5 protein-coding genes and 2 pseudogenes are annotated in these 9,405 nt (G+C 68.8%); 1 reads left to right on the forward strand and 6 read right to left on the reverse strand.

The window, feature by feature from the left end; genetic code table 11:
* Positions 1 to 151: 151 nt before the first annotated feature.
* From ACHFFZ_RS16220 to ACHFFZ_RS16245, 6 genes and pseudogenes are all read right to left on the reverse strand, one after another.
* Positions 152 to 1,573: an alanine/glycine:cation symporter family protein gene (locus ACHFFZ_RS16220; RefSeq protein ID WP_394277630.1), complete on the reverse strand. Its 1,422-nt coding sequence runs from the start codon at positions 1,571 to 1,573 to the stop codon at positions 152 to 154.
* Between the two features lie 323 nt (positions 1,574 to 1,896).
* Positions 1,897 to 5,454: a bifunctional proline dehydrogenase/L-glutamate gamma-semialdehyde dehydrogenase gene (locus ACHFFZ_RS16225; RefSeq protein WP_394277631.1), complete on the reverse strand. Its 3,558-nt coding sequence runs from the start codon at positions 5,452 to 5,454 to the stop codon at positions 1,897 to 1,899.
* Positions 5,455 to 5,489: 35 nt separating this feature from the next.
* Positions 5,490 to 5,642 (reverse strand): hypothetical protein, encoded by a 153-nt coding sequence (locus ACHFFZ_RS16230; RefSeq protein ID WP_394277634.1) that lies wholly within the window; start codon positions 5,640 to 5,642, stop codon positions 5,490 to 5,492.
* Between the two features lie 3 nt (positions 5,643 to 5,645).
* A pseudogene (locus tag ACHFFZ_RS16235) lies at positions 5,646 to 5,942 on the reverse strand (hypothetical protein); the annotation flags it as partial.
* Positions 5,881 to 6,519 (reverse strand): annotated as a pseudogene (locus ACHFFZ_RS16240) (ornithine cyclodeaminase); the annotation flags it as partial. The pseudogenes ACHFFZ_RS16240 and ACHFFZ_RS16235, both read right to left, overlap by 62 nt.
* A gap of 29 nt (positions 6,520 to 6,548) precedes the next feature.
* Entirely contained in the window at positions 6,549 to 7,895 is a 1,347-nt protein-coding gene (locus ACHFFZ_RS16245; protein ID WP_394277632.1) for an amino acid permease, read from the reverse strand.
* 288 nt (positions 7,896 to 8,183) lie between these two features.
* On the opposite strand from ACHFFZ_RS16245, the gene ligA reads away from it, so the two are divergent.
* Positions 8,184 to 9,405 (forward strand): NAD-dependent DNA ligase LigA (ligA, locus tag ACHFFZ_RS16250; protein ID WP_394277633.1); only part of this gene is annotated, 1,222 nt, incomplete at its 3' end.

Raw genomic sequence — 9,405 nt, forward strand, 5'->3', positions numbered from 1 at the left:
AGACTCGCACACTCGTGACCGGGGACACCGTTCAGAGGGACGGTGGGGTGTCAGGTGGAACCAGATCGTCTCGACGGCCAGCAATTCACGACACAACGAGGGGTTTCGATCCGATGTCGGATCACAACGCCCTCACTGTGCGGTCTTCGGGTCAGCGCCGGGGCGTTGCCCCCTCCAGCGCCGCGGTGCCGTCGAGCGTCGAGACCTCGGGCTCGTGGTGGAGCGTCGGGTCGACGGCCAGGTAGGCCTTGGTCTCGCGGGCGATGAGGCCCGAGCAGATGAGCAGGCCCAGCAGGTTGGGCAGGGCCATCAGGCCGTTGGCGATGTCGGAGAAGGCCCAGACCGTCGACAGCTCGGTGGTGGCGCCGACGAAGACGATCGCCGAGAAGAAGAGCCGGTAGGGGAGCACTCCCTTCACGCCGACGAGCCGTTCGACATTGCGCTCGCCGTAGTAGGCCCAGCCGAGCACGGTGGAGTAGGCGAAGAAGACCAGCGACAGCGCCACCACCATGCCGCCCCAGGTGCCGGGCAGGCCGTGGCTGAAGCCCTTCGCGGTCAGCGCGGCGCCGGTCTGGCCGGAGGTCCACACGCCGGTGGTGAGGATCACCAGGCCGGTCATGGAGACCACGATCATGGTGTCGATGAAGGTCTGGGTCATCGAGACCAGGCCCTGGCGCACCGGGTGGCGGGTGCGGGCGGCGGCAGCGACGATCGCCGCCGAACCCATGCCCGACTCGTTGGAGAAGATGCCGCGCGCGATGCCGAACTGGATGGCCTGGGCCATGGCGGCTCCGGCGAAGCCACCGACGGCGGCGGTGCCGGTGAAGGCGTCGGTGAAGACCATCTGCAGCGCCGGCCAGATGCCGCGCCAGTTGATGGCGAGCACGACGAAGCCGGCCACCACGTAGAAGACGATCATCAGCGGCACGAAGCCCGCGGTCACCTTGGAGATCGACTTGATGCCGCCGAGCAGCACCAGGGCGGTCAGGACCGCCAGCACGATGCCAACCAGCACGGGGCTGATGCCCAAGGTGTCCTCGAGGGCGGAGGCCACCGAGTTGGACTGGGTCATGTTCCCGATGCCGAAGGAGGCGATCACGGCGGCAATGGCAAAGAAGAGGGCCAGGAACTTGCCGAAGCCGCCGGGGATGGCCCGCTGCAGGTAGTACTGCGGGCCGCCAGAGACCTCACCCTTGGCGTCGGTGGTGCGGAAGCGCACGGCCATGAAGGCCTCGGAATACTTGGCTGCCATGCCGAACAGGGCCGAGAGCCACATCCAGAACAGGGCACCGGGGCCGCCGAGGTTGATGGCGGTGGCGACGCCGGCGATGTTGCCGACGCCCACGGTGGCGGCCAGCGCGGTGGCCAGGGCCTGGTAGTGGGAGACGTCGCCCTCGTGCGAGTCGCCGTCGCTGCGGCGCACCAGGGCCAGTGAGAGGGCGGGGCCGAGCTTGGTGATCTGGAGGAATCCAAGGCGGATGGTCAGCCAGATGCCGGTGCCGAGCAACAGGGGGATCAGCAGGAAGGGGCCCCAGATGATCCCGCCCACGCTGGCGAGAAGGTCGTCGAGCATGAAGTCTCCTGTGGTGGGGTTGGACTGTTGCCCGACAGCAAATCGTGAAAAATGTCACAAATCAAGGGTCAGTTCTGGTGGCTTGACCACCCGCACGTGCCCCGCCCCGACGATCAGGGGGCTCCCAGCCAGTAGGCCAGTCCGATCATGGCGGGTGCCGTCGCCAGCACCAGCAGCACGGGTGCCTCCTCTGGCCTTGGGAGAGTCACCGTCGACTCCGCTGACCAGGGACCCTCGTGGCTCAGATTCTGCCCCATCCCCCCGTATGCCAGCTCCCAAGCGTGTCCCGGACGTGAACCGTCCGGGACACGCACGAGCCAGGGTCAGCGCTTCAGCTGTTCGGCCAGCTCCTGGAAGCGCGGTGCCGGGTTGCCGAAGCGGTGCAGCGTCATCGCGATGGCCTGCTCCCGCAGCCAGTTGCGCAGCTCAACCCGACCCGAACCGGTCACCGGGTCGTCCAGCAGGGCAATGTCCGGGCGCTCGCCCAGACCCTGGCGGAAGGATTCGGGCGTGGTGCCCACCAGCCGGATGCGCGCCGCACCCTTCGGTCCGGCGACGGCGTTCACCGTCTGGCGCAGGAAGGTCTCGTCGTCGACGACCTCGGCCCGCAGGCCCAGCTCACCCTTGGCGAAGTCCACCAGTTCGTGCACCCCGGCCACGCAGTGCGGGTGGATGCTCAGGCGCAGCTCGGCGTGCGCGGTCTGCGCGGCCAGCAGCAGGCGCGCCACCTCCACGGCCCGGGCGTCGGTGCTGGCCCGCAGGACCACCTCGGCGGGGCGGTAGCGGAAGATGTTGGCCTCCGAGGCCAGCCCGGTCACGTCACGCGCCATGGCGAACTCCGCATTCCAGGCCCGCACGTCGTCGGCCGCGGCCTGGTCGAGCCAGTCGCGCTCGGCCTGCTCGAAGCCGGTGGCCTCCAGCAGGCGCGCCAGGTCCTCGCCCGCGGCCGGGGCGCCGGGAATCCGGGTGGCCGGCCCGCTGGCGGTGGCATCGTCCCAACGACCCATCAGCATCAGGTAGTTGGGGCCGCCCGCCTTCGAACCCAGGCCCACTGAGCTCTTCTTCCAGCCGCCGAAGGGCTGGCGCTGCACGATGGCGCCGGTGATGCCACGGTTGATGTAGGCATTGCCCACCTGCACCGCATCAAGCCAGCGGCGCACCTCGTCGACGTCGAGGCTGTGGATGCCGCCGGTCAGGCCGAAGTCGGTGCCATTCTGCAACTCGATGGCCTCGTCGAGGTCGCGGGCCTTCATCAGGCCCAGCACCGGTCCGAAGACCTCGGTGGTGTGGAAGAAGGATCCCGGACGCACCCCGTCCTTGATGCCCGGTGACCACAGGCGACCCGAGTCGTCGAGCTGGCGCGGTTCCAGCAGCCAGCTCTCGCCCGGCTCCAGCGTGGTGAGGGCGCGACGCAGCTTGTCACTGGGCAGCTCGGTGAGCGGACCCACCAGCGCCGAAAGGTTCGTCGGCCAGTCCACCACCAGCGAGCTGGCGGCATCGACCAGCTGACGACGCAGCCGCTCGGAGTCGTAGGCGCTGCCGAGCAAAATGCCCAGCGAGGCCGCCGAGCACTTCTGCCCGGCATGACCGAAGGCGCTGGCCACCAGGTCCGCCACCGCCAGGTCGCGGTCGGCCGAGGGGGTGACGATGATGCCGTTCTTGCCCGAGGTCTCGGCATTGATCCGCAGCTCCGGACGCCACGAGGCGAACATTGCGGCGGTCTCCGAGGCACCGGTGAGGATGATGCGGTCCACGCCCTCGTGCGAGACCAGGCGGCGGCCCACCTCGCCCTCGTCGGGCGCGATGCCGTGCAGCAGGTCGCGCGGCACGCCGGCCTGCCACAGCGCCTCCAGCACCGCCATCGAGCAGTGCGGGGTGGGCTTGGACGGCTTGTGGATCACGCCGGCACCGGCCGCCAGCGCCGCGAAGGTGGAGCCGGCGGGGATGGCGATCGGGAAGTTCCACGGCGGGGTCACCAGCACGCACCGGTCAGGCACGAAGCTGGCATTGGCCACCCCGTCCAGCTCCAGCGCCCGGTGGGCGTAGTAGCGGGCGAAGTCGATCGCCTCCGAGATCTCGGTGTCGGACTGCTGCACCGACTTGCCCACCTCGGCGGCAGCGATCGTGACCAGCTCGCCACGGCGCGAGGCCAGGATGTCGGCGGTGCGGTACAGGATCTGGGCCCGCTCGGCAGCCGGGCGTGCGGCCCACTGCTGCGCGGCACGCCGGGTGGTCCCGACGACCTGGTCCACCGCGTCGAGGGTCAGCTCCTGCGGCGTGGGCAGCCCTGCCGGCCAGGCCTCGTCGGTGGAGCGCTCGATGGCCTCGCGCGCCCAGCGCTGGTTGGCCAGCAGGGCCGGGTTGGTGTCGGGCTCATTGTCGAAGGGTGCCAGCTCGCTGTCGGTAGCCTCCGCCGGCACCTCGGTGCTGCGGTCCTGGCGGTGCTTGGGCAGGGGAGCGGTGTGGCCGTCGCGCTCCAGAGCCTCGCCCAGGACGTGCACGGAGCGACGGAAGCGTCGCTCCTCGCGGCGGAAGACCTCGTTGTCGGGGGCGATGGTGAAGATGCCCGACATGAAGTTCTCGTGGGCGGAGTTCTCCTCCAGGCGACGCACCAGGTAGGCGATGGCGACATCGAACTCCTCCGGCCGCACCGCGGGCACGTAGAGCAGGGGACGGCCGATGTCGCCGCTGGCCGCCTCGGCCTGCTCGGTGGCCATGCCCTGCAGCATCTCGAACTCCATGCGGTCCGAGACACCGCGGCGCTCGCCCAGCAGGTGGGCGAAGGCGATGTCGAACAGGTTGTGGCCGGCCACACCGATACGCAGGCCCTTCATGTTCTCGGGCTGCAGCAGCCAGTGCAGCACCAGCTTGTAGTTGGCATCGGTGGCCTGCTTGGAGTCGCAGGTGGCCACCGGCCAGCCGGCGACCTCGGCGTGCACGCGCTCCATGGCCAGGTTGGCGCCCTTGACCAGGCGGACCTTGACGCCGGCGCCGCCCTCCTCGACGCGCTGGGCGCCGAAGGCGGCGAGTTCCTGCATCGCACCAAGCGCGTCGGGCAGGTAGGCCTGCAGCACGATGCCGGCCTCCAGCTCCTTGGTCTCTGGCAGGGTGAGCAGCCGCTTGAAGACCTCGATGGTCAGCCGCAGGTCGCGGTACTCCTCCATGTCGAGGTTGATGAACTTGGTGCCGCGCGGGGCGCGGGCGGCCTCGAGGTAGAGCGGGGCCAGGCGGGCGACGACCTGTTCGACCGTCTCCTCGAAGCCCCACATGCTCAGCTGCGAGGTGATCGAAGAGACCTTGATCGAGGCGTAATCCACGTCGGGGCGTCGCAACAGGCGCACCGTCTCGGCCAGGTGGTGGTCGGCCTCGGCCTGGCCGAGCACCGCCTCGCCCAGCAGGTTGATGTTGAGGCGGTTGCCGTCGACGGTCAGGTGCTCGACGGCCTTGCCGAACTGCTGGTCACGGGCGTCGACCACCATGTGGCCGACCATCTGGCGGATGCGGGCGCGGGCGGCCGGCACCACGACCTGCGGCAGGCCGCGGGAGAACAGGGCACCCGCGGTGATCTGCGCGCGGTCCAGCAGCGACAGGGTCTTCGGTGTCAGGGAACCGAGCTGGTGCAGGGTGCGGCCGGCGGCCTTGAGGTCCTCGGTGCGCACGACCCGGTCGACGAAGCCGACAGTGAAGTCGAGGCCGGTCGGGTCGGAGAGCACCGCCGAGAGCCGCTCGGCGGCCGGGTCGGGACGATGGGCTGCGGCGCTGGCGGTCAGCCAGCGGCGCACGGTGGCGACGGACTCGTCGGCCAGTTCGGTCAGCTCGGTCAAATCCAGGACGCCGGATGCGGGGTGGCGCACCTCGGCGTCGGCGACGGGTGGGGTCATCCTCGGCTCCTTCTGGTTGTCCATGGTGGGGCGGCTCACAGCGCCGGCACTGGGCTGTTGTCCAGACAGTAGAGGTCCTTGGGGTCGTCCGGGTCGGCGACCAGGTCGATGGTGGTCTGCAGCTCGGTGCCGGCGGTCATGTCGCGCAGGCAGCGCAGGGCGGAGAAGTCACTGATGGCGAAGCCCACCGAGTCGAACAGGGTGATCTGCCCATCGCTGGTGCGGCCCTGCTCGGCGCCGGTGAGCACCTTCCATAACTCCACCACCGGGAAGTCGGGCTCCATCTGCTGGATCTCGCCCTCGATGCGGGTCTGCGGCGGGAACTCGACGAAGACCGTCGAGCGGCGCAGGATGGCGGCCTCCAGCTCGGTCTTGCCGGGGCAGTCGCCGCCGATCGCGTTGAGGTGCACACCGGGGGGCCACCTGGTGGTCGGACAGGATCGTGTTCTGGGCCTTGTCGGCGGTGCAGGTGGTGATGATGTCGGCATCCCGGACGGCCTCGTCGACGGTGGTGACGGGGGTGATGCGGAAGCCCAGCGGCTCCAGGTTGCGGATCACCTTGTCGACGGCGGCCGGGTCAGTGTCGTGGACAGTCAGGTCCTCGATGCCCATGGCGGCACGGAAGCCCAGCGCCTGGAACTCCGACTGCGAGCCGGTGCCGATCAGGGCCATCCGGCGCGAGTCCTTGCGGGCCAGGTGTTTGGCCACCATCGCCGAGACGGCGGCGGTGCGCAGGGCGGTGAGCAGTGTCATCTCGGCCAGGAAGGTGGGGTAGCCGTTGTCGACGTCGGCGAGCACGCCGAAGGCGGTCACCGTCTGGAAGCCGCGGGCGGGATTGGACGGGTGGCCGTTGACGTACGTGAAGGAGTACTCCTGGCCGTCGGAGGTGGGCATGAGCTCGATCACGCCGAAGGGGGTGTGGCTGGCGACGCGGGCGATCTTGTCGAAGCGCTCCCAGCGAGCGAAGTCACGCTCGAGGTGGCCGATCATCTCGGCGATGATGCGCTCCACCCCCTCGCGCTGAATCCAACGGGCCATGTTCTTCACGTCGACGAACTGGGTCATGTGTCATTTCCTTTCACGGATGGTCCAGGTCAGAGGATGTTCAGGGTCAGAAGAGGTCGGGCTCGCCGGTCTGCGCCTCGGACAGTGCCGCGATGCGGTGCCGGATGCGGAACCAGCCGAGGCCGAGGATGGGGAAGACGAGCATGGAACAGGTCAGGGTGGCACGGCCGACAGGATCGAACCACATCAGCACGACGACCACGGCGAGGAAGAGCAGCGTCAGGTAGTCGGCGAAGGGGGGTGAAGGGAGCCCGGTAGCTGGGCCGCTGGAGCTCGTTGCGACGGGCCAGCTGGACGAAGCGGATGTGCGACAGGGTGATGGCCACCCAGCTGGCGATGGTGCCCAGGGCCGCCAGGTCCACCACGATGGCGAAGGCATCGGCGGGCACCAGATAGTTGATGACCACGCCCACCAGGGCCACCAGCGAGGTGAGGGCGATGCCGCCGACGGGCACGCCACGGCTGGTGAGCCGGCCGCAGAAGGCGGTGGCCGAGCCGGCGCGGGCCATCGAGTGCAGGATGCGCCCGGTGGAGTACATGCCGGCATTGAGCGAGCTGAAGGAGGCGGTGATGACGACCATCTGCATCACGACGTCGATGCCGGGCACGCCGATGGAGGAGAAGAAGGTGACGAAGGGTGACTTGTTGGCCGAGTACCTGGTCCAAGGCAGCATGCACAGCAGCACCACGGAGCCGACGTAGATCAGCGCGATGCGGGCGATGACGCTGTTGATGGCGCGGGGGATGACCTTCTCGGGCTCCTTGGCTTCGCCGGAGGCGGTGCCGATCAGCTCGATGCCGGCGTAGGCGAAGACGACGCCCTGCAGCATGACGAAGGCGGGCAGCACATCGTTGGGGAACAGGCCTCCGTTGCTGGCGATCAGCGACGGGCCGGTGGGCTGGCCGGTGGGGGTGCCGAAGATGACCAGGGCCAGTGCGCTGTTGTAGCGACTGAACCAGCCAATGTAGATGGCCAGGGCGGTGGCGTCCGCGACGGCGGTCATGGCCCAGTTGAGCCAGTAGAGCCAGCCGACGACGTAGGCCATCTTCTCGCCGTAGAACTCACGGGCGTAGGAGACGAAGGAGCCGCAGGTGGGGCGGTAGACGATCAGCTCGCCCAGGGCGCGCAGGATGAGGTAACCGAAGAATCCACAGACTGCATGGACCAGGAAGAGCGACGGTCCCGCCGTGGCCAGCGCCCCGCCGGCTCCGAGGAAGAGGCCGGTGCCGATGGCGCTGCCAATGGCGATCATCTGCATCTGGCGGTTGCCCAGGCCCTTGTGGAGCCCCTCCGGTGTCTTGGAGTGGGGCGGGCGGTCGGCTGGGACCAGCACCATCGGGCGATCGGCCCCGGTGTACTTCCTGCGTTCTGCCATTGATCGGTCTCCTTGGTTGGGGCTCGCCTCGCTGCAAGGTCCGAGGATCGAGGCTAGGAGTGAACAGTTGCCAGAAGAACTACTCGTTGGGGTGTGTAACTGCTGGAGCAACTCGTGTAACTGGCCAATGTTCTCGTGTAACAGCCGGGTGGATCGACGGATTGTGCGAAGATTCTTTGGTGGTGTGACCACAGAGCGCAACTGGGTGTGGCCTTCGTCACTCCGGCTGGCGGGGTGGGGCAGGATGGGACGGTGACCGAGCGCAATGAGCCCATAGACAGCACTCCCATGGACGAGGCCCTGACCGAACGGATCGACCTGGCTGCCGCCGAGCTGGAGGCCGCCCCGGAGGCAGGCGCCGACCAACGTCACCGCTGGCACGACCTGGCCCGTCGGATCACCGACGCCCAGGAGGCCTACTACGGTGCCGATGCCCCCACCCTCAGCGACGCCGCGTACGACGCACTGATGCGAGAACTGCAGGCGCTGGAGGACGAACACCCGGAGCTGCGCACGCCCGAATCGCCCACCCAGAAGGTGGGTGCGGCCCAGAGGATGACCGACTTCGCGCCCGTCACCCATGCCGAGCGCCTGCTCAGCCTTGACAATGTCTTCAGCCCCGAGGAGCTCCAGGACTGGCTGGTCCGCACCACCACCTCGCTGGGCGGCGACGGCGTCGGCGGCTTCCTGTGCGAGCTGAAGATCGACGGCCTGGCGATCAACCTCACCTATGAGCACGGACGGCTGGTTCGCGCCGCCACGCGAGGCGACGGTCGGGTGGGGGAGGACGTCACCGGCAATGTGCGCACCATCGCCTCGATCCCGCACCGGCTCAGCGGCGAGGACCTGCCCGAACTGGTCGAGGTGCGCGGCGAGATCTTCTTCCCGATCGAGGCCTTCGCCGACCTCAACGCCGCGCTGGTGGAGGCTGGCAAGCCGCCCTTCGCGAACCCTCGCAATGCCGCGGCTGGCTCGCTGCGGCAGAAGGACCCGTCGGTGACCGCCACCCGTCCGCTCGACATGCTGGTGCACGGCATCGGTGCCCACACCGGCTTCGACCCCGTGCGCCAGTCCGAGGCCTATGAACAGCTCAAGGCCTGGGGTCTTCCCACCTCGCCCTACTACAAGGTGCTGCAGAGCGCGCAGGAGGTGCTGGACTTCGTCGCCCACCACGGCGAGCACCGGCACGACGTTCGCCACGAGATCGACGGCATCGTGGTCAAGGTGGACCGGGTGGCCGGCCAGCGTCGCCTGGGCTCCACCTCGCGGGCTCCTCGCTGGGCGATCGCCTACAAGTACCCGCCCGAGGAGGTCAACACCAAGCTCCTCGACATCCAGGTCAACGTCGGTCGCACCGGCAGGGTGACCCCATTCGGGGTGATGGAACCGGTCTTCGTCAGCGGGTCGACGGTGGGCATGGCGACGCTGCACAACGCGTACGAGGTGGAGCGCAAGGGCGTGCTCATCGGCGACACCGTCGTGCTGCGCAAGGCCGGCGACGTGATCACTG

The sequence above is a fragment of the Luteococcus sp. genome (assembly GCF_043424415.1).
Taxonomy (GTDB): domain Bacteria; phylum Actinomycetota; class Actinomycetes; order Propionibacteriales; family Propionibacteriaceae; genus Luteococcus.

What these genes read in the sequence shown, in the direction of transcription:
- ACHFFZ_RS16220 (WP_394277630.1), bottom strand. Translation starts at nt 1,573, where the DNA reads ATGCTCGACGACCTTCTCGCCAGCGTGGGCGGGATCATCTGGGGCCCC.
- ACHFFZ_RS16225 (WP_394277631.1), bottom strand. Translation starts at nt 5,454, where the DNA reads ATGACCCCACCCGTCGCCGACGCCGAGGTGCGCCACCCCGCATCCGGC.
- ACHFFZ_RS16245 (WP_394277632.1), bottom strand. Translation starts at nt 7,895, where the DNA reads ATGGCAGAACGCAGGAAGTACACCGGGGCCGATCGCCCGATGGTGCTG.